At 72.8% G+C, this 18,569-nt stretch carries 19 protein-coding genes; 5 read left to right on the forward strand and 14 right to left on the reverse strand.

Translation table 11 applies throughout. The annotated features are described in order from the left end of the window. Nucleotides 1-2 precede the first annotated feature (2 nt). A complete protein-coding gene (locus tag ACIPUC_RS18400; protein ID WP_446590583.1) occupies nt 3-2,147 on the forward strand; it encodes a bifunctional polysaccharide deacetylase/glycosyltransferase family 2 protein in 2,145 nt (714 codons plus the stop codon). Here the strand turns inward: ACIPUC_RS18400 and ACIPUC_RS18405 are convergent. Then, entirely contained in the window at nt 2,144-2,650 is a 507-nt protein-coding gene (locus tag ACIPUC_RS18405) for a DUF5956 family protein (protein ID WP_446590584.1), read from the reverse strand. The two genes, ACIPUC_RS18400 and ACIPUC_RS18405, sit on opposite strands and share 4 nt — an antisense overlap. Nucleotides 2,651-2,813: 163 nt before the next feature. Here ACIPUC_RS18405 and ACIPUC_RS18410 point away from each other — a divergent pair, with 163 nt between their 5' ends. Next, nucleotides 2,814-3,488: a TetR/AcrR family transcriptional regulator gene (locus tag ACIPUC_RS18410; protein ID WP_446590586.1), complete on the forward strand. Its 675-nt coding sequence runs from the start codon at nt 2,814-2,816 to the stop codon at nt 3,486-3,488. Nucleotides 3,489-3,508: 20 nt separating this feature from the next. Here the strand turns inward: ACIPUC_RS18410 and ACIPUC_RS18415 are convergent, their stop codons facing one another. The 3 genes from ACIPUC_RS18415 to ACIPUC_RS18425 form a co-directional block, all read right to left on the reverse strand. After that, entirely contained in the window at nt 3,509-4,102 is a 594-nt protein-coding gene (locus ACIPUC_RS18415; RefSeq protein WP_446590587.1) for an HD domain-containing protein, read from the reverse strand. Between the two features lie 11 nt (nt 4,103-4,113). Then, a complete protein-coding gene (gene codA, locus ACIPUC_RS18420) occupies nt 4,114-5,433 on the reverse strand; it encodes a cytosine deaminase (protein WP_446590589.1) in 1,320 nt (439 codons plus the stop codon). Nucleotides 5,434-5,499: 66 nt separating this feature from the next. After that, nucleotides 5,500-5,667 (reverse strand): hypothetical protein, encoded by a 168-nt coding sequence (locus ACIPUC_RS18425; RefSeq protein WP_215143325.1) that lies wholly within the window; start codon nt 5,665-5,667, stop codon nt 5,500-5,502. 108 nt (nt 5,668-5,775) lie between these two features. Here ACIPUC_RS18425 and ACIPUC_RS18430 point away from each other — a divergent pair, with 108 nt between their 5' ends. Next, nucleotides 5,776-7,599: a S9 family peptidase gene (locus tag ACIPUC_RS18430; RefSeq protein ID WP_446590590.1), complete on the forward strand. Its 1,824-nt coding sequence runs from the start codon at nt 5,776-5,778 to the stop codon at nt 7,597-7,599. 34 nt (nt 7,600-7,633) lie between these two features. Continuing rightward, the gene (locus ACIPUC_RS18435; RefSeq protein WP_446590591.1) at nt 7,634-8,410 is read left to right on the forward strand and encodes an SURF1 family protein; all 777 of its coding nucleotides are present in this window, start codon (nt 7,634-7,636) and stop codon (nt 8,408-8,410) included. Between the two features lie 10 nt (nt 8,411-8,420). On the opposite strand, the gene ACIPUC_RS18440 is transcribed toward ACIPUC_RS18435, so the two are convergent. From ACIPUC_RS18440 to ACIPUC_RS18470, 7 genes are all read right to left on the reverse strand, one after another. Next, on the reverse strand, nt 8,421-9,488 hold the full coding sequence (locus tag ACIPUC_RS18440; RefSeq protein ID WP_446590592.1) for a hypothetical protein: 1,068 nt from the start codon (nt 9,486-9,488) through the stop codon (nt 8,421-8,423). Further along, nucleotides 9,485-10,264, reverse strand: a complete 780-nt coding sequence (locus tag ACIPUC_RS18445) for a SigE family RNA polymerase sigma factor (RefSeq protein WP_446590594.1) — start codon at nt 10,262-10,264, stop codon at nt 9,485-9,487. Before ACIPUC_RS18445 ends, ACIPUC_RS18440 begins: the two co-directional genes overlap by 4 nt. A gap of 169 nt (nt 10,265-10,433) precedes the next feature. Beyond that, nucleotides 10,434-11,507, reverse strand: coding sequence for an aspartate-semialdehyde dehydrogenase (locus tag ACIPUC_RS18450; protein ID WP_446590596.1), 1,074 nt, complete (start codon nt 11,505-11,507; stop codon nt 10,434-10,436). Then, nucleotides 11,504-12,778, reverse strand: coding sequence for an aspartate kinase (locus tag ACIPUC_RS18455; protein ID WP_446590598.1), 1,275 nt, complete (start codon nt 12,776-12,778; stop codon nt 11,504-11,506). The genes ACIPUC_RS18450 and ACIPUC_RS18455 overlap by 4 nt, the downstream gene beginning before the upstream one ends. A gap of 168 nt (nt 12,779-12,946) precedes the next feature. Further along, entirely contained in the window at nt 12,947-13,594 is a 648-nt protein-coding gene (locus ACIPUC_RS18460; protein WP_446590599.1) for a DUF5063 domain-containing protein, read from the reverse strand. Further along, entirely contained in the window at nt 13,587-14,186 is a 600-nt protein-coding gene (recR, locus tag ACIPUC_RS18465) for a recombination mediator RecR (protein WP_446590600.1), read from the reverse strand. Before recR ends, ACIPUC_RS18460 begins: the two co-directional genes overlap by 8 nt. A 36-nt stretch (nt 14,187-14,222) precedes the next feature. Continuing rightward, entirely contained in the window at nt 14,223-14,567 is a 345-nt protein-coding gene (locus tag ACIPUC_RS18470; RefSeq protein ID WP_446590601.1) for a YbaB/EbfC family nucleoid-associated protein, read from the reverse strand. Nucleotides 14,568-14,823: 256 nt separating this feature from the next. On the opposite strand from ACIPUC_RS18470, the gene ACIPUC_RS18475 reads away from it, so the two are divergent. After that, nucleotides 14,824-15,579 carry an SLATT domain-containing protein gene (locus ACIPUC_RS18475; protein WP_446590602.1) on the forward strand — a complete coding sequence of 252 codons (756 nt, stop codon included), beginning with the start codon at nt 14,824-14,826 and terminating at the stop codon, nt 15,577-15,579. A gap of 90 nt (nt 15,580-15,669) precedes the next feature. Here ACIPUC_RS18475 and ACIPUC_RS18480 read toward each other — a convergent pair whose 3' ends face one another. From ACIPUC_RS18480 to ACIPUC_RS18490, 3 genes are all read right to left on the reverse strand, one after another. After that, complete coding sequence (locus ACIPUC_RS18480; protein WP_446590604.1) at nt 15,670-16,320, reverse strand: hypothetical protein; 651 nt, start codon at nt 16,318-16,320, stop codon at nt 15,670-15,672. A 107-nt stretch (nt 16,321-16,427) separates the two neighbouring features. Next, entirely contained in the window at nt 16,428-17,096 is a 669-nt protein-coding gene (locus tag ACIPUC_RS18485; RefSeq protein ID WP_446590605.1) for a GntR family transcriptional regulator, read from the reverse strand. A 96-nt stretch (nt 17,097-17,192) separates the two neighbouring features. Next, nucleotides 17,193-18,554: an aminotransferase class III-fold pyridoxal phosphate-dependent enzyme gene (locus ACIPUC_RS18490; protein ID WP_446590606.1), complete on the reverse strand. Its 1,362-nt coding sequence runs from the start codon at nt 18,552-18,554 to the stop codon at nt 17,193-17,195. Nucleotides 18,555-18,569: the final 15 nt, after the last annotated feature.

The raw sequence follows: 18,569 nt of genomic DNA on the forward strand, positions 1-18,569 counted from the left end.
CCGTGTCGAAGAACCGGCGCCGACTCCCCCGCGGGCGGCACAGCACGGTGCGCAACGTCCCCCTGCGCACCCACTGGCTGCTGCTGACCGTGCTCGTCGTGACCCTCTCGGCGGCGCTGCTCCTCCAGGGCTACGCCCACCACATGTTCGACACGACCGCCGACGGGGCACCGCGCGAGGCCGGTTCGTCGGCGTCCGTGCCCGAGCAGATCCGCTCCGGCGGCCCGGTCGTCGAGGGCGCGGCCGGACGGGTGGCCGGTCCCGGACCCCGCACCATCGCCCTGACCTTCGACGACGGCCCCGACCCGGTCTGGACCCCGAAGATCCTCGACGTCCTGCGCCGCCACCAGGTGCCGGCCACGTTCTTCACCGTCGGGGCCCAGGTGGCCGCCCATCCCGAGCTGGCCCGGCGGATCGTCGAGGACGGCCACCAGATCGGCGTCCACACCTTCACCCACACCGACCTCGGCGCGGCCTCCGCGTGGCGGCGCTCCCTGGAGCTGCGCGAGAGCCAGCTCGTCATCGCGGGCGCCGCCGGCGTCACCACCCCGCTGCTGCGGCCGCCGTACTCCTCGACCAACGAGGCGCTGACCGACGCCGACTGGAACACCGTCGTGGAGGCCGGGCAGGACGGCTACCTCACCGTCCTCACCACGCAGGACAGCCAGGACTGGCGCCGCCCGGGCACCGCGCAGATCGTCGCCAACTCCACTCCCCGGGGCACGGACGGCCAGATCCTGCTGATGCACGACGCGGGCGGCGACCGCTCGCAGACCGTCGCGGCGCTGGAGCAGCTCCTGCCCGACCTCAAGAAGGCGGGCTTCCGATTCGCCACGGTCAGCGACGCGGTGGGCCTGCCGGCACCCGTGAAGCCGGCCTCCACCGTCGACGAGTGGCAGGGGCTCGCCCTCATCAACGCGCTGCGCGCCAGCGGCTGGGTGCTCGACGCGCTCGGCTGGCTGCTGTGGGCGGCAGGCGCCCTCAGCGTGCTGCGCGCGATCGCGGTGTTCGTCGCCGCGCGCCGTCATGTCCGTACGCGCCGCAGGCCGTGGGGCAGGCCGGTCACCGAGCCGGTCAGCATCATCGTGCCCGCCTACAACGAGAGCGCCGGCATCGAGGCGGCCGTCCGCTCCCTGCTCGCGTCGGACCACCAGGTGGAGGTCATCGTCGTCGACGACGGCTCCACCGACGGCACCGCCGACATCGTCGAAGCCCTGAACCTGCGCGGCGTACGGGTCATCCGCCAGCAGAACGCCGGCAAGCCGGCGGCGCTCAACACCGGCATAGCCGCGGCCACGTGCAACCTGCTCGTCATGGTGGACGGCGACACCGTCTTCGAGCCGGACGCGGTCCGCATGATCGTCCAGCCCTTCGCCAACCGGCGCGTCGGCGCCGTTTCCGGCAATGCGAAGGTCGTCAACCGCGGCGGCCTGCTCGGGCGCTGGCAGCACATCGAGTACGTGGTCGGCTTCAACCTCGACCGGCGCCTCTTCGACCTCGCGGAGTGCATGCCCACCGTGCCCGGCGCGGTCGGCGCGTTCCGCCGCGAGGCGCTGCTGCGGGTCGGCGGGGTCAGCGACATCACCCTCGCCGAGGACACCGACCTCACCATGGCGCTGTGCCGCAACGGCTGGCGGGTGGTGTACGAGGAGCGGGCCGTCGCCTGGACCGAGGCGCCCGCCACGCTCGGCGCACTGTGGAAGCAGCGCTACCGCTGGTGCTACGGCACCCTGCAGGCCATGTGGAAGCACCGGGGCGCCCTCACCCAGCGGGGCCAGGCCGGCAAGCTGGGCCGCCGCGGCCTGCTCTACCTGCTGATGTTCCAGGTCCTGCTGCCGCTGCTCGCGCCCGTCGTGGACGTCTTCGCCGTCTTCGGCCTGATCTTCCTCGACCCGGTCCGCATCATCGGCCTGTGGTGCGCCTTCCTGCTCCTGCAGGTCCTGATGGGGCTCTACGCCTTCCACCTCGACAAGGAACGGCCCGGGCCGCTGTGGAGCCTTCCGCTCCAGCAGTTCGTCTACCGCCAGTTGATGTACCTGGTCGTCATCCAGTCGGTGTTCACCGCGATCGCCGGTTCACGCCTGCACTGGCAGCGGATGGAACGCTACGGAAGCCTCCGGGTCCCGACGAACCAGCCCTCTCCCTAGGTCCTGTCGAGAGCCTCGAGTTCGGCGCGGACCAGGGCGAGGAACGCGGCGCAGGCCCGGGTTTCCACGCCCCGTGAGGCGGCCAGCGCGTCGAGGTGGCCGAGGAGTTCGCCGACGGTGGCGAAGGGGCCGACCGGGCGCAGCAGCCACAGCCGGCCCCGGGGTCGGGGCGGCAGGCCCAGGCCGGCGAGGACGGTGTCGGTCTCGCCCTCGAGGTCGTGCAGGTCGGCCTCGGGGAGCGGGGCGGCCTCGACCGCCGTGATGTGGCCCTGGCCGTCCAGCAAGGTCTCCACCGCCCAGTGCGTGGACCGGTCCGGGATCCACGTGCGGGCCGCCGGGGGCCAGACGTACGGGAGGAAGGCCCAGCGCAGCTCCTCGGGCGCGGGCTCCCAGCCCAGCACCTCGAGCTCCCGGACCTCGGGCAGCCGGTCCGGCTCCAGTTCGCTGCGGCCGGCGCGGCGCAGTGCGAGCGGGTGCGGTGTTCCGTCCTCGTCCCACGACATGCGGGCACGCTATCCGGCGGGGCCCCGCGCACCCGGTTCTCACACGGGGAACCCGCCCGCGCCGCTCCGGCCGCAGGCAATGTGGACGGCGTCCACTTCTCGCCCGTAGGCTATGTCCGGAAGTAAACACCGTCCACATCTCCACATCGAGCGGAGAAAGAACATGCCCGCGACGACACCCGGCGCCGAGCCGCCTCCACCGCCGATCAAGCGCAGCACGTACCGGCACGGCAACCTCCGCAGCGCCCTGCTCGACGCGGCGCTGGAGCTGGCCCGCGAGGGCGGGCCCGACGCCGTCTCGCTGCGCGAGGTCACCCGGCGCGCCGGGGTCTCGCCCAACGCCGCGTACCGGCACTTCGCCGACCGCGCGGCCCTGGTGCACGGGGTCTCGCAGGCGGCCATGGCCCGGGCGGCGCTCACGATGGAGGAGGAGATCGACCGGCTGGCCCCCGTCGACGGCCCCGGCGGCGACCGCGCCGCCCACGCCCGCGCCCGCTTCCGCGCCGTCGGGACCGGCTACATCCGCTTCGCCGTGACCGAGCCGGGCCTCTTCCGCACCGCGTTCCACGTCCCGGCCGACATGGCCCACGCCACGGACACCACCGGGGCCGGAGCGGGCGGGCTGACCCCCTTCGAGCTCCTGGGCGCCGCCCTGGACGGCCTCGTGGAGACGGGCCTGCTGCCCGCCGAACGCCGCCCGGGCGCGGAGTTCCTCGCCTGGTCGGCGGTCCACGGCCTGGCCGTCCTGATGATCGACGGCCCGCTGCGCGGAGTCACCGGGGCCCAGGCCCACGACGCCGGCCAGGACCTGATCGGCATGATCGAGCGCGGCCTCTGACCGGGATCCGGGCCCTGGGGCTAGCCGGCGGCCGCGTCCAGGGGGTTCGCGGCGATGCGCAGGGCCGCGCCGCCCGCGACGAAGGCGGCCGCCGCGCAGTCGGGCTTGCGCTTCGCCTGGTCCTCGGCCAGGGCGAGGAACGAGGCGCCGAAGCCGCCCCGCGGATGCGCGGCGAGCAGCTCCGCAGTGAAGGTCGGGTCGAACTCGCCGAGGCGCAGTCCCGACACGTCGGCGCTCGTCCCCACCTGGAGGAGGTGGCTCTCGACGTCCTCGGCCGCGGTCACGTCGTCCCTCATGTGCAGGACGATCACCTCCGCGGCGCGGGCCCGGCGCGCCGCGGGCCAGCCCAGGCCTGCCGTCAGGACGCGCGCGACGTGGCCGCCCGCCTCCTCGAACGGGAGGGTATGGCTGTCGAACGGGGCCGTCAGCCCCAGATCGTGCAGCAGGGCCGACACGTAGAGGAGCTCGGCGTCGTACTCCAGGCCGTGCCGCTGCGCGTGGTCGGCCCCGAAGGCGTACGAGCGGACCGAGTGGGCGAGCAGAGCCGCGTCCGCGTACTCCGAGGCGACCTGGAAGGCGGCCCGGGCCGCGGCGGTGTCAAGGGTCCATGTCATGGGGCGTCAGCCTAGGACCGGCTGAAGTCGACTTCGGCCTCGGGCTCCCCCGGCCAGCTGAGCAGGGCCGGGGCGGGCGGGGTGCGGGCCAGGACGGTGCCGTGCGCGACGACGTACCGGGGCCGGACCTGGCGGCGGATCGCCTCCTGCGGGGTCGGAGCCGGGAGGAGCACGAAGGAGGCGGGGGCGCCCTCCCTGATGCCGTACTCCCCGTCCGACAGGCCCAGGACCCGCGCCGCACGCTCCGTCACCATCGAGAAGGCCAGCGGGATCTCCTCCGCACCGGTGAGCTGGGCTGCGTACAGCCCGACGAGGGCGGTCTGGAGCGGATTGCCGGTGCCGAGCGCGTTCCACGGGTCCATGACGTCGTCGTGCCCGAAGGCCACGTTGACCCCCGCCGCCAGCATCTCCTTGACCTGGGTGAGCCCGCGCCGCTTGGGATAGGCGTCGAAGCGGCCCTGGAGGTTGAGGTTGGCGAACGGGTTGGCGACCAGGTTGACGCCCGACCGCGACAGCAGCCGCTGGAGCTTGTAGCTGTAGGCGCCGTTGTAGGAGCCCATGGCCGTCGTGTGGGAGGCCGTGGCGCGCTCGCGCAGGCCCGAGCGCAGCGCGAGGGCGGCCAGCACCTCCACGAAGCGGGACTGCTCGTCGTCGATCTCGTCGCAGTGCGCGTCCACGCGCAGCCCGTTCGCCTCGGCCAGCGCGAAGGCGATGCCCAGCGACGCGACCCCGTCCTCCCGGGTGTCCTCGAAGTGCGGGATGGCGCCGACGACGTCCGCCCCGCGCGCCACGGCCTCGCGCAGCAGCGCCTCGCCGTCCGGGAAGGAGACGATCCCCTCCTGCGGGAAGGCCACGATCTGCAGGGTCATGACGTCCCGGACCCGGTCGCGCACCTCCAGCAGCGCGTCGAGCGCGGTGAGCGCCGGGTCGGTCACGTCGCAGTGGGTCCGTACGTGCAGCACGCCCTGCGCCGCCTGCCAGCGCAGCACCTCGGTGGCCCGCGCGACCACGTCCTCGCGGGTCAGCGTCCGTTTGCGCTCGCTCCAGCAGGCGATGCCCTCCCAGAGGGTGCCGGACGCGTTCGGGCGCGGTTCGCCGGCCGTCAGGGCCGTGTCGAGGTGGATGTGCGGCTCGACGAAGGGAGCGGTGAGCAGCGAGCCGTGGGCCTCGATGAGGGTCCCCGTGGCGGGCGGCTCCTTCTGGTCGTCGTACGGGATCACCCGCGCGATCCGCCCGTCCTCGGCGACCTCCACGTCGGACAGGCCGTCGGACAGGCCGTCGGACGGGCCGTGGGCGTGCAGCAGCCGGGCACCCCGGACGATCATCCGCATGCGGTCAGCGTACGCACGCGGCCCGCGCCCTCGTGGGAGGGCGCGGGCCGGTGACCGGTGCCGGACTCAGCCGCGCTTGGCCTGAGCCTTCTGCTGCATGCCCCGCGTCTTCGCGGAGAGCGACTGCACGTCTCTGACGGCGGCCTTGGCACGCGCCTCGGCCGCGGTGTTCTTCGCCATCGCGCGCTCGGAATCCTGGTGGCCGTGGTGTCCGGTGCGAGCCTTCTTGGCCATGATCACTCCTCCTCGGAACACTGAACACGGAACACGCGTACGGGTTCCACTGTGCGCCCGTTCGGAGCAGTCGGCATCCCGGCTCGGCGTCCGGCAAGAATGGGGGGCATGACCAGCGACACCGAACTGACCACCGGCGAGACCGCCGCTGCCGAGATGCCCGCCTGGGAGAAGCGGTTCCGCGCACCGCGCGTCGGACTGCCCGAGTGGGCCGAGGACGCTCCGGACCGCTCGCTCTTCGTCTCGAACGCGACGGGGACCTTCGAGCTCTACGCCTGGGACCGCGCCACCGGCGTGCAGCGGCAGGCCACCGACCGCCCCAACGGCACCACCGACGGCACCCTCTCCCCCGACGGCGAGTGGGTCTGGTGGTTCTCCGACACCGACGGCGACGAGTTCGGCACCTGGGTGCGCCAGCCCTTCGCCGGCGGCCCCGACGAGCCGGCCACCCCGGGGCTGGAGCCCTCCTACCCGGCCGGGCTGGCCATCGGCCGCGACGGCACGTCCGTCGTGGGCCGCTCCACGGACGAGGACGGCACGACCATCCACGTGGTCCGGCCGGACGGCGCCGCGCCCGCCGTGATCTACCGGCACCGCGAGTCGGCCGGGGTCGGCGACCTGTCCCACGACGGGACCCTGGTCGCCATCGAGCACACCGAGCACGGTGACGCCATGCACTCCGCGCTGCGCGTGGTCACCCTCGACGGCGCCACCGTCGCCGAGCTGGACGACTCCCGGGGCGGCTCCGAGGACCTGGGCCTGGAGGTACTGGGCTTCGCGCCGGTCCCGGGCGACACCCGGCTGCTCGTCGGCCACCAGCGGCGCGGCCGCTGGGAGCCGATGGTGTGGGACGTGGCCACCGGCACCGAGGAGGAGCTCGCGATCGACCTGCCGGGCGACGTCAGCGCCGAGTGGTACCCGGACGGCTCCGCCCTGCTGATCGCGCACGACTTCGAGGCGCGCAGCGAGCTCTGGCGCTACGACCTGGCCGCGCGGGAGCTCATGCGCGTGGACACGCCGCCGGGGACGGTGTCGGGTGCGACGGCGCGCCCCGACGGGACGGTGGAGTTCCAGTGGTCCTCGGCGGCCGAGCCGCCGGCCGTGCGGTCCACCTCGGGCCTGACCGTCCTGGACCCGCCCGGCTTCCGGGCGCCCGGCTCGATGCCGGTGGAGGACGTCTGGGTGGAGGGCCCCGGCGGGCGGATCCATGCGCTCGCGCAGCGGCCGGCCGGGCACGGCGACGGCCCCTTCCCGACGGTCTTCGAGATCCACGGCGGGCCCACCTGGCACGACAGCGACGCCTTCGCGGCGACCCCGGCGGCCTGGCTGGACCACGGCTTCGCGGTCGTCCGGGTCAACTACCGGGGCTCGACCGGCTACGGCCGCGCCTGGACGGACGCCCTCAAGCACCGAGTCGGCCTGATCGAGCTCGAGGACATCGCGGCGGTCCGCGAATGGGCCGTCTCCTCGGGCCTCGCGGACCCGGCCCGGCTGGTGCTCTCGGGCGGCTCCTGGGGCGGTTACCTGACGCTGCTGGGCCTCGGCACGCAGCCCGGGGCCTGGGCGGTGGGCCTGGCCTCCGTACCGGTCGCCGACTACGTGACGGCCTACCACGACGAGATGGAGGCGCTGAAGTCCCTGGACCGCACCCTCTTCGGCGGTACGCCGGAGGAGGTCCCGGACCGCTTCGAGGCCTCCTCTCCGCTGACGTACGTCGATGCGGTGAAGGCGCCCGTCTACATCGCGGCGGGCGTCAACGACCCGCGCTGCCCGATCCGGCAGATCGACAACTACGTGGACCGGCTGGCGGCGCGCGGCGCGGTGCACGAGGTGTACCGGTACGACGCCGGGCACGGCTCGCTGGTCGTGGAAGAGCGGATCAAGCAGGTCCGGATGGAGCTGGAGTTCGCGCTCAAGCACCTGCCCCGCTAAACCCGAGCCGGTGCACCCCCCGTACGGTGGTGGGGTGCACCGGTTTCTCCTGACCCCGCGCTGGTGGGGGATCAACGTCTTCGTCGCGCTCGCCGTCCCCTTCTGCCTGTTCATGGGGTCCTGGCAGCTAGACCGGTTCGAGGACCGCGTCGACAGCCACCGCGAGGCGACCTCCGAGCGCCCCGCGGACCGGGCGGCCGCGCCGCTGGACTCACTGCTCCCGGTGGACAAGAAGACCTCCGGACGGCTGGCTTCCGCCTCCGGGGAGTACGGGGACCAGCTGCTGGTCCCCGAGCGGCGGCTGGACGGCGCGACCGGCTTCTACGTGCTGACCCTGCTGAAGACCGACTCCGGCAAGGCCGTCCCGGTGGTCCGGGGCTGGCTGCCGGGGACGGCCGATCCGGCGAAGGCCCCGGCCGCGCCCACCGGCCGCGTCGAGGTCACCGGTGCGCTCCAGGCCTCGGAGAACTCCGGAACCAAGGGGGTCCACGCCCAGGGCGGCCTCCCGGCCGGGCAGCTCGGCGTGATCGGGGCCGCCTCGCTGGTCAACCTCGTCCCGTACGACCTGTACGACGCCTGGCTGACCGTGCAGACCCCGGCCGACGGCCTGACCCCGGTGCCCGCCGCGGCCCCGGCCAACACCGGGCTCGACCTGAAGGCCTTCCAGAACCTCGGCTACACCGGCGAGTGGTTCGTCTTCGTCGCCTTCGTGCTCTTCATGTGGTTCCGGCTCTACCGCCGCGAACTGGAAACCCTCCGCGACGCGGAGGCGGGCCTGTTGCCCGCGGCGCCGGCAGCCGAGCGGGTCTGACCCGCAGGGACTACGGCTTCGGAGCGTCCACCGGGATCGCTCCCGTGCGGTACACCGTCCCCCCGCAGGCCTCGGGGATCGTCGTCCGCGTCACCGGGGCGCCCGTCGGGGGCGTGTGGGACACCGCCACGCCCGGAGCCTCCGGGGGCGTGGTCCCCGTCTCCGGCTCGGCGACGGGCGTGCCCGCGGACTGGCCCTGCGACGGCTTCGCCCCCGCGTCCGGGCTGGCCGCGGCACACGGCTCCGCCGACGGCACCCAGGCGAAGCGGACCTCGTACGCCGAGTTCGGCGGGAGCACCAGCACCGGCGCCTCCGCCGACGGGTCGGGCAGCAGCCCGCTGGCCGGGTCCCCCGCCGTGTGGGCGACCACGGCGACGCCGGAGCCCGGGCCGGTCGGGGCGCCGGCCGCGGCGGCCGCCGTCACGGTGTCCGGGCCGCTGACGGTGCAGCCCTGCGCCGAGACGTTGGTGACCTTGAAACTGCCGTAGATCTTGCCGTCGGCCTCCGGGGCGCGGGCCGAGCCCACCACCCCCAGCTGCTCGGCTCCGCACCCGGGCGCGCCGGACGCCGCCGCCGGCGGCTGCGGGCCCTTGCCCGCGCCCACGACCGTGCCGGGGTCGGTGCCGCTGCTCGACGGGCCGGCCGTCACACCGCCGGCCGGCGAACCGGTGGCCTCGGGGTCCGGCTGCCCGGTGGTGCCGCCCGCGTCGGGCGTACCGCCGCCGGACCGGGTGGCCCTGGGCTGGCTCCCGGAGCCGTTCTGGTGCGGGTCGGAGGACGCGGAGCCCGGCTTCCCGCCCGCCTCCGCCCCGTGCCCGGCCATCGTCGAGTGCTCGGTGGTGGCTGCCTCGTCGGCCGCCATGTGAAGGGCGGCCGGAATGGCCGTCCCGGCCAGCAGCGCGACCGCCGCGGCCCCGACGAAGACCTGCCGCTTGAGGGTCCGGCGGGCGGGGACGGCGTACCGCAGCCGCTCCAGCGCCCCGTCGGCGGGCTGCAGGCCCTCGACGGCCCCGCGCAGCAGGCCCCGCAGCGCCTCTTCCTCGCTCGCGCCGCCGGGCGCGGTGTGGTCGTCCATCATGACTGCGCAGCCTCCATCGCCACCCGCAGCGCGGCAATCCCCCGCGATCCGTACGCCTTCACCGAGCCGAGCGACACCCCGAGCGTCTCGGCGACCTGGGCTTCCGTCATGTCCGCGAAGTACCGCAGCACGAGCACCTCTCGCTGGCGACGCTGCAGTCCGCGCATCGCCTTGATCAGATCGTCACGTTCCAGCTGGTCGTACGCGCCTTCCTCGGCGCTCGCCATGTCCGGCATCGGCTTCGACAGCAGCTTGAGGCCGAGGATGCGCCGGCGCAGGGCGGACCGGGAGAGGTTCACGACGGTCTGGCGCAGGTACGCCAGCGTCTTGTCGCGGTCACGGACCCGGTTGCGGGCCGAGTGCACGCGGATGAACGCCTCCTGGACCACGTCCTCGCAGGAGGCCGTGTCGTCGAGGAGCAGCGCGGCGAGGCCCAGGAGCGAGCGGTAGTGCGCCTGGTAGGTCTCGGTGAGGTGGTCCACGGTGGTGCCCGCCACCACCTCGCGCACGGCCTCGGGCACGGCCTCCGCCGCTGCCCCGGCCGCGGCCTCGCTCGCCGGGGGCGTCTCGCCGCCCGCCTCAGCGCTGTCGCGCGGCGCGGGCACGCGGCCGCCCGGGGTCGGTACGACGGCCCGTAGGGGCACCTCGGAGGGCCCGGCCGGCGGGACGGGAACGATCACAGGAAGACCGCCGCCGGACGTGCGGGAGCCCCGGCGCGACGGGATGATCCCGGTGCGCGCCGGCAGGACGGCCAGTTCCAGCAGTGCCTCTGCCACGCCTGTAGGACACGCGTCCCCCCGTCAGGGTTGTACGCGCGAGGCAGCCGCCACAGCAATATCCCCATTGCCCTCATGCGTACCCGCTCTTCCCGATTGCCCCGTCTATCGAGACGGCAGTCGGGCCATCACCTTGATCAAGGGATCAGCACCGATCCTACAAAGCGAATTACGCAAGTTCACCTGCGATCAGTTCCGCGATCTGAGTGGCATTCAGGGCGGCGCCCTTGCGGAGATTGTCGGCGCACACGAAGAACTCCAGCGCACGCCGGTCGTCGAGCGAGACCCGCACCCGTCCCACCCAGGCCGGATCCGTTCCGGCGGCGTCCGCCGGCGTCGGAAACTCGCCCGCAGCCGGGTCGTCCACGAGCACCACGCCGGGCGCGGCGTCCAGGACCTGCCGGGCGTGCGCGGCGTCCACCTCGTTGTCGAACCGGGCCCGCACGGTCAGGGAATGCCCCGTCACCACGGGAACCTGTACGCAGGTCACGGCGATCGGCAGCTCCGGCAGGCCCAGGATCCGGCGGGTCTCCCCCCGGACCGCCAGCTCGTGCGAGGACCAGCCGTCCTCGCGCAGCTCCCCGGACCAGGGCACGACGTTGAGGGCGAGCGGGGCCGCGAAGGGCCCCGTGTCCTCGCCCACGGCCCGGCGTACGTCTCCGGTCTGCTCGCCCAGGGAGGTACCGGCGACCAGCGACAGCTGGCGGCGCAGCGCCTCGGTGCCGGCCCGGCCGGCGGCGCTCGCCGCCTGGTACGAGGAGACGGCCAGCTCGGAGAGGGAGTACTCGGCGTGCAGCGCGCCCAGGGCCGCGATCATGGCGGCGGTCACGCAGTCCGGGGTGGCGACGATCCCGCGCGGCCGGATCCGTACGGCGTGCGCGTTGACCTCGGGCACCACCAGGGGGACCTCGGGGTCCTCGCGGAAGGCGGCGGACTGGTCGACGACGACGACACCGCGTGCGGTGACGACGGAAGCCCACCGGGCGGAGACCTCGGCCGGGGTGAGGAAGAGCGCGACATCGCCCGGGCCGAGGCCGTCGAAGGCGTCCTCGGTGAGGGTGAGCACCTCGATCTCCTCCGCGCGGACGGCCAGCATGCGGCCGGCCGTGCGCGCGGAGGCGATCAGGCGGATGTCGCCCCAGACGTCGGCCCGCTGGGACAGCATCTGGAGCAGGACGGTGCCGACCGCGCCGGTCGCCCCGACCACGGCGAGCGCCGGGGCGGAGGACCGGGCGCCGGTCATCGTCCGGTGCCCCCGTAGACGACGGCCTCGTCACTGTCGGAGTCGAGGCCGAAGGCCGTGTGCACGGCGCGGACGGCCTCGTTGACGTCGTCCTGGCGGGTCACGACCGAGATGCGGATCTCGGAGGTGGAGATCAGCTCGATGTTGACGCCCGCGTCGGACAGCGCCTGGAAGAAGGAGGCGGTGACGCCCGGGTTGGTCTTCATGCCCGCGCCGACCAGGGAGATCTTGCCGATCTGGTCGTCGTAGCGCAGGGAGTCGAAGCCGATCTGGGCCTTCGCCTTCTCCAGGGCGTCGATGGCCTTGTGGCCCTCGGTCTTGGGAAGCGTGAAGGAGATGTCGGTGAGGCCCGTCGAGGCCGCCGACACGTTCTGCACGATCATGTCGATGTTGATCTCGGCGTCCGCGATCGCGCGGAAGATCGCCGCGGCCTCGCCCGGCTTGTCCGGGACGCCGACGACCGTGATCTTGGCTTCGGAGACGTCGTGAGCGACTCCGGAGATGATGGCGTGCTCCACCTGCTCGTCCCCTTGCGGATTCTCGTTGCTGACCCACGTGCCCGGCAGTCCCGAGAAGGACGAGCGGACGTGGATCGGGATGTTGTATCGGCGTGCGTACTCGACACAGCGGTGCAGCAGCACCTTGGAACCGGAGGCGGCGAGCTCCAGCATGTCCTCGGAGGAGATCCAGTCGATCTTCTTGGCCTTCTTCACGACGCGGGGGTCCGCGGTGAAGACGCCGTCGACGTCGGTGTAGATCTCGCAGACCTCGGCGTCCAGCGCCGCGGCGAGCGCGACGGCGGTGGTGTCCGAGCCGCCGCGGCCCAGGGTGGTGATGTCCTTGGAGTCCGCGGACACGCCCTGGAAGCCGGCGACGATGGCGATGTTGCCCTCGTCCAGCGCGGTGCGGATACGGCCCGGCGTGACATCGATGATGCGCGCTTTGTTGTGGACCGAGTCGGTGATCACGCCTGCCTGGCTACCGGTGAACGACTGGGCCTCGTGGCCCAGGTTTTTGATCGCCATGGCCAGCAGGGCCATGGAGATCCGCTCTCCGGCGGTCAGCAGCATGTCGAATTCGCGCCCGGCAGGCATGGGAGAAACCTGCTCGGCGAGATCGATCAGCTCGTCCGTCGTGTCGCCCATCGCGGAAACCACGACGACCACCTGGTGGCCGTTCTTCTTGGCATCCACGATCCGCTTGGCGACGCGCTTGATGCCTTCGGCATCGGCTACGGAGGAGCCTCCGTACTTCTGCACGACAAGGCCCACGTGCGCTCCTCGCTCAGTCCGTCTCATTTGCTGGTGCAGTCTAACGAGCGCCCGGGATCCGACCGCTTCGTACCACATCATGAGACGTGAAGATCAAAGGATGGGTTCCCCCGGCCGGGCGCTCATTTCCCCGGGCGCTCCTCCCCCTGGTGCCCGTTTTCCGGGCGCTCATTTACGGCCGAGGCCGCCGAGCTCCTGGGCCATGACCTCTCCGGCCTGCTCGGCGAGGTCGTCCTCCGTCACGTCCTCGTCCGTGTCCAGGCCGTCCAGGGCGGCGAGGGGCTGGTCCAGGCGCACGTGCGCGATCAGCGACTGGAGGGCGCGCAGCGTGGCCGAGGCCGTCGGGCCCCAGTTCGTGAAGTACGAGAACTGCCACCACCACAGCGCCTCGGTGATCCGGCCCGCCTGGTGGTGGATGAGCCCGTGCCGCAGGTCGGCGACCACGTCGGCCAGGTCGTCGGAGATCCGGTGCGGGACCGGCGCCTTGCGGGGCTCGTACGGGTCGAAGACCTCGGAGTAGACGTCGACCGGCTCCAGCATGATCGCGAACCGCTCGCGCAGGTCGTCCACGTCCGGCTCCGGGCCGAGGTCGGGCTCGTAGCGCTCTTCGGGCAGCACGTCCTGGTACGCGCCCAGCCGGCCGCCCGCCAGCAGCAGCTGGGAGACCTCCAGGAGGAGGAAGGGCACCGCGCTGTCCGGGTCCTCGCCCTTGGCCACCTCGGTGACCGCGACGATGAACGACTCGATCTGGTCCGCGATCGAGGCGGCGAAGTCGTCCGGATCCTGGCCGAGGGCGTGCAGCGTTGCGTCAGACATCGAGAAGTCGCCTTCCTTCAAAGGCCCGCCCGAGCGTGACCTCGTCCGCGTACTCCAGATCTCCCCCGACGGGGAGCCCGCTGGCCAGGCGGGTGACCTTCAGGCCCATGGGCTTGATCATGCGGGCGAGGTAGGTGGCGGTCGCCTCGCCCTCCAGGTTCGGGTCGGTGGCGAGGATCAGCTCGGTCACCTCGCCGTCCGCCAGGCGCGCCAGCAGCTCGCGGATCCGCAGGTCGTCGGGGCCGACGCCCTCGATCGGGCTGATCGCGCCGCCGAGGACGTGGTACTTGCCCCGGAACTCGCGGGTCCGCTCGATCGCGACGACGTCCTTCGGCTCCTCCACGACACAGATGACCGTGGTGTCGCGGCGCGGGTCGCGGCAGATGGCGCACCGCTCCTCCTGCGCCACGTTCCCGCACACCGCGCAGAACCGGACCTTCTCCTTGACCTCCAGCAGCGCGTGCGCGAGGCGGCGGACGTCGGTGGGCTCGGCCTGCAGGATGTGGAAGGCGATCCGCTGCGCGCTCTTGGGCCCGACGCCGGGCAGCCTGCCCAGTTCGTCGATCAGGTCCTGGACCACGCCTTCGTACAACGGACTGCCTTCTTTCGTTCGGGTGGGTGGGGAGTGCTAGAAGGGGAGGCCGGGGATGCCGCTGCCGCCGCCCAGCCCCTGGGCCAGCGGGCCCAGCTTCTGCTGCTGGAGCGCCTGGGCGTTCTCGTTGGCCGCCTGGACGGCCGCGACCACCAGGTCGGCGAGCGTCTCGGTGTCCTCGGGGTCCACGGCCTTCGGGTCGATCACCAGGGCGCGCAGCTCGCCGGAACCGGTCACGGTCGCGGTGACGAGGCCGCCGCCGGCCTGGCCCTCGACCTCGGTCCTGGCCAGCTCTTCCTGAGCCGCGGCGAGGTCCTGCTGCATCTTCTGGGCCTGCTGGAGCAGCTGCTGCATGTTGGGCTGGCCACCACCGGGAATCACAGGTCACTCACTCCGTACCGTTCGGGACGCTTGGTCAATCCGAGCCTACGTGCTCCCCGGGCGCTGCGCCCTACGCCGTGAGGACCAACTCTTTCGAGTGAGAGACAGGACGTGCGCGTACCTGATGGAGACCTCCTTGTGGGCGGAAATCCCGGGAATCATTGCCCATCGCGCCCCATTCGAAGGTAGGAAGAGCATGCGCATCATTGCGCACACGCGCACCACCACACGTCAGCGCAGGCAGAGGGAGTGCCGGGTGAGCCAGCCGGAGATGCAGCCCGAGGGGCCACCCCGGGATCCCCGGGATCCCCGGGAGGAGGGCAGCGGACCCATGGCGGCGGGCGATCTGACCGGGCGGCCGTTCCCCCTCGGAGACTGGGGCGAGCCCGCCGAGCGGCTCGACGAGCTCTACCGCCGCGTCGAGGCCGACGCGCTGCGCACTGCCGAGTGGTACCTGTCCGACCGGGCGTGGAAGCGCCGGGGGGCGCGCGTGCTGCGCGTCGGCGCCGCGCTGGGCGCCGTCACGGGCGCCGCGCTGCCGCTGCTGGAGCTGACGGGCTCGGCGCCGGGCGCGTCGGCGTACGGGTTCCTGTCCCTGCTGCTGGCGGCGTCCTGCCTGGGCTGCGACCGGTTCTTCGGCCTGACCTCGGGCTGGATGCGGGACGTGGCCACGGCGCAGGCGGTGCAGCGCCGTCTGCAGACCCTGCAGTTCGACTGGGCCTCGGAGAACGTACGGGAGGTGCTCGGGCCGACGGAGGGCACGGCCAGCGAGGCCGCCGAGCGGTGCCTGACGGTACTGCGGCGCTTCTCGGAGGACGTGACGGAACTGGTGCGCTCCGAGACGGCGGAGTGGATGGTGGAATTCAGCTCCGGCCCCGCCCCGCTGGTCATGCAGTCCCTGGGCGCCAACGGAGCCCGCTCGGACGCGTACGTCCCCCCGGCCCGCTTCCCGCTCCCGCCGGGCACCCGCCCCAACATGCCCCGCCAGCGCCCCCCGGAACAGCCCCGCTGAACCGACCGCGCGGGTCCGGGCAGAACCCGGGGCGGGGCGGGGAGCAGGCTCCGCGCAGCGGCCCCGCACCCCGACCCCCGCGGCCCGCCCTCAGCTAAAGATGATCATCGACCCCTGCCCCAGACTCCGCGTAGCCGCCGCATGCAAGCCGAGCCACACATGCCGCTCCCGTGCAAACGGACTGTCGTCATACGGAATCGGCCCCGCCGGCTCCTCCAACGACGTCGGCCGCCCCGGCGGCGCCGGCGCGGTCGGCGGATTCCCGGGATCTATCCCGATGGCCGGCGCCACGACCGCGAGCTCCCGCAGCAACCCCTGCGCAGACCCCAGCGGCCCCCCACCGGCCAACAGCTCCTCGTTCGCCAGCGGAGCCGCGAAGTCCACCGGAACGTACGCCCCGGCATGGTCGTAGTGCCACACCAGGTGCGACTGCTGCGCCGTCGGCTCGAACATCTCCAGCAGCTGCTCGTAGTCCCCGCCCAGCTCGTCCACCGGCGTCACCGGCAGCCCGCAGATCTGCAGCAGGTACGCCCGCCGCAGGAAATGCAGGGCGTCGTAGTCGAAGCCGGCGACCGGGGCCACGTCCCCGCTCAGGCCCGGCATGTAGGCGAACACGGGCACGGACGGCAGCCCGGCCTCGCCGAGCGCCTTGTCGTACGCGGCGATCTCTTCCGCGAAGGGGTTGTCGGGGCTGTGGCACAGCACGTCGACAAGGGGGACCAGCCACAGGTCACAGGCCACTCGGCCTCCGATCAGTCGTTGCCGCCGATCCGGCCAGCGTAGTGGGCCGGACACGCTCCGCGAAGGGGTGCGCAGAACCCGTGCGCGCAGACCCGTACGCGCCGAACCTAGAGCCCGGCGGCCCAGTCCAGCCCGTGCTGGTTGTACCCGTGCACGATGCGGCGTACCGCGTCCGCGTCGGCGAGGGTCACCGCGTCCACCAGCTCGCCGTGCCCGTCCCACAGCGCCGCCCGCAGCCGCTGCGGATCGCGCTGGAGGTGGGGTACGGCGAAGACCCAGCACTGCACCCGGATGCGGTGCAGGAACTCGGAGATGTAGGTGTTGCCGACCAGCTCGCTGAGCTCCCGCCAGAAGCGCAGGTCGTAGCCGATCAGCACTTCGAGCGAACCGCTCTGCGCGGCCCGCCGCGCCTCCTCGGCCCGGCGCCGCACGGACACCAGCCGCTCTCCGGAGCCGACCACGGTGCCGTGCTCGGCGAGCCTGCGGAAGATCCCGTCCACGACCAGCGAGCGGGCCTCGATCATTCCCCGGAAGTCGTCCACGGAGAAGATCCGCACCCGGAATCCGCGGTGTTGGACCAGTTCGAGCAGGCCCTGGGCCGAGAGGTCCACCAGTGCCTCGCGGACCGGGGTCGCGGAGACCTCGTACTGCTCGGCGATCTGCTTGACGGTGAACTCGGTCCCGGGCGGCAGGCGTCCCGCGAGCACCTCGTCACGCAGCGCGTCCGCGATCTGCTGGCGAAGTGTGTTGCGGGTGACAGCGCCGCTGCCTGGCATAGGGGTCCGTCTCCTTAGGTGAACTCCGGACACCTTAGGCCAGGCAGCGAGGCCGAAATAGAGCGGTTGAAGATCGGTATACGAATGTGCCGTCCGCTATCCGGACGTGGTGTGGCGGTCGGCGACCGTCAGCGCCTCGTCCAGCAGGGCCAGCCCCTCCTTGGCCTCCGCCTCCGAGATGGTGCACGGGGGGACGACGTGGGTGCGGTTCATGTTGACGAAGGGCCAGAGGCCGGAGGCCTTGCAGGCCGCCGCGAATTCGGCCATCGGCGTGTTGGCCGCGCCGGAGGCGTTGTACGGGACGAGGGGCTCGCGCGTCTCCTTGTCCCGTACGAGTTCCAGGGCCCAGAAGGTGCCCAGGCCGCGGACCTCGCCGACGGAGGGGTGGCGCTCGGCGATCTCGGCGAGCGCCGGGCCGATCACGTTCGCGCCGAGGTGGGCGGCGTGCTCGACGATGCCCTCCTCCTCCATCGCGTTGATCGTGGCCACGGCGGCGGCGCAGGCCAGCGGGTGACCGGAGTACGTGAGTCCGCCCGGGTAGGGGCGGGTGGCGAAGGTCTCGGCGATGGCGGCGGAGATGGCGACACCGCCGAGCGGTACGTACCCGCTGTTCACGCCCTTGGCGAAGGTGATCAGGTCGGGGGTGACTCCCCAGTGGTCGGCGGCGAACCACGTGCCGGTGCGGCCGAATCCCGACATGACCTCGTCCAGGACGAAGACGATGCCGTGGCGGTCGCAGAGCTCGCGCACGCCCGCGAGGTAGCCGGCCGGCGGGGTCATGATCCCGGCCGTGCCGGGCACGCTCTCCAGGATGATCGCCGCGATGGTCTGCGGCCCCTCGAAGGCGATCGTGTCGGCGAGGTGCGCGAGGGCGCGCTCGCACTCCTCGGCCTCGGTGGCGGCGTGGAAGGCGGAGCGGTAGAGGTACGGGCCCCAGAAGTGCACGACACCGGCGGCGGCGGTGTCGGACGGCCAGCGGCGCGGGTCGCCGGTGAGGTTGATCGCGGCGGCGGTGGCGCCGTGGTACGAGCGGTAGGTGGACAGCACCTTCTGCCGGCCGGTGTGCAGCCGGGCCATGCGGACGGCGTTCTCGACGGCCTCCGCGCCGCCGTTGGTGAAGAAGATCTTGTCCAGGTCGCCGGGGGTCCGCTCGGCGATGAGGCGTGCGGCCTCGGAGCGGACGTCGACGGCGAAGCCGGGCGCGAGGGTGCAGAGCCGGGCGGCCTGCTCCTGCACGGCGGCGACGACCTTGGGGTGCTGGTGCCCGATGTTGGTGTTGACCAGCTGGGAGGAGAAGTCGAGGAAGCGCTTGCCGTCGTAGTCCCAGAAGTACGACCCCTCGGCACCGGCCACGGCGAGCGGGTCGATCAGGGCCTGGGCGGACCAGGAGTGGAAGACGTGCTTCCGGTCGGCGTCCTTCACTGCGGCGAGGCTGTGCGAGGTGACATGAGGGGTCATGGCGTCACGCTAGAA

It is taken from the genome of Streptomyces sp. LARHCF249, assembly GCF_052871255.1.